Source organism: Streptomyces sp. NPDC002911, from assembly GCF_053591835.1.
Map to the genome: position 1 here is coordinate 1 of NZ_JBSFUO010000095.1, position 1,325 is coordinate 1,325.

1 protein-coding gene is annotated in these 1,325 nt (G+C 73.3%); it reads left to right on the forward strand.

The features are described 5' to 3' along the window. A partial coding sequence (locus tag ACWD04_RS34005) for a hypothetical protein (protein WP_451137588.1) occupies nucleotides 1–1,325 on the forward strand: 1,325 nt, incomplete at both ends.

A 1,325-nucleotide genomic window follows, 5' to 3' on the forward strand; every position in this document is an offset into this window, starting at 1 on the left:
GCGGTGGTGGGGCGGGCGGAGCGGTGGGAGTCGTTCCGTGCGGAGCGGGATGCCGAGTTCGGGCGGCGTCTGGCCACCCACGAAGCCGCCCAACGAGTGGGGACCCGGGAGAACATCGCCGATACCGTGCAGGGATGGGCCGAGCGGGGATGGGTGCCGGGCGGCCTCCTGCCGAGCACGGACTGGGTCCAGGGGATCAGCTCGGGCGATGGAGCCGGCCGGGTGTGGGGCTTCGTGGAGACGGTGGTGCAGCGCAACCAGGAGGTGCTCCTGGCCGGTCCCGGCGAGCGAGGTGGCCCCGGTGGTGGCTGGGGGGCGGTGGAGAGCCGTCAGAGTGCCGTGCTGGGCCGGGCCGTGGAATGGGCGGTGCAGCGGGACAGGCTCGAGACCGGCTTCGTACGCGATGTGGACGGTGCGGTCGCCGAGGTGTCCGACGGGCTGTTCGGCAGCCGCTTCCTGGTGGAGGAGCACCCGGCTGCGCGCCCGGAATGGGCGGACGGGGCCGGCACGGACGAGGTTCGTGGCGAGCGGCCGCAGAGCGGTTCCGGCGTACCCGCGATGGATCTGCGAGGTCTGCGGGCGGAGCTGAGGGCGGAGTACCTGCGGGTCGTCGACGACCACTACCGCACCGATCCGTTCGCCGCGTCGCCGACGTCGGCAGCCACGGCCCCCGGCCAGGCCACGGCCGGGGGCGGCCAGGGGACAGCGGCCAGGGGTCCGGCGTCGGCGGGCCCGGTGCAGTCGGTCGGCGGCGCGGGACCGGTGGTGAACACGGTCTCGGGGAGCGGCGGCGCGGTGGTGGACCGCGGTGTGCGCGAGACCGCTGTGGGCGGGGCGCTGGACACGGTGGAGCGTGAGCTGGCGGACTGGGAGCGCCGACGTGGTGAGGACGGTGGGCTGGACGGGTGGTCATGGGTGCAGCTTCGGGAGGACATGGCCGTTGAGCTGCGGGACAGGTTCGCGGAGTTGTCGGGCCCCGAAGCGGACGCGTCGGGTGGGCCGGGTGAGCGGTGGGACGCGTATGTGCGGGAGGTGACCGCGCCGCAGTCGTTGGGGGAGCGGTTCGAGCGTGCCCAGGTGCGGAGTGAGGAATGGGTGCGTGAACTGGTTGTGCGGGAGGGGGTGTTGCGGGGGGTGGTGGTGGAGCGGGTGGGGGAGTTGGCGGAGCGGTCACGTGCGGTGTCGCGGGTGTTGGGTGGGTTCGATGAGGTGGCGGATGGGTGGCTGGACAGTTTTGCGTCGGCGGGGACGTTGGGTGCGGGGGAGGTGTTGCGGGTGCGGCAGGAGCTGGAGCGTGAGCTGCATACGGCGCACCATGCGTTGCA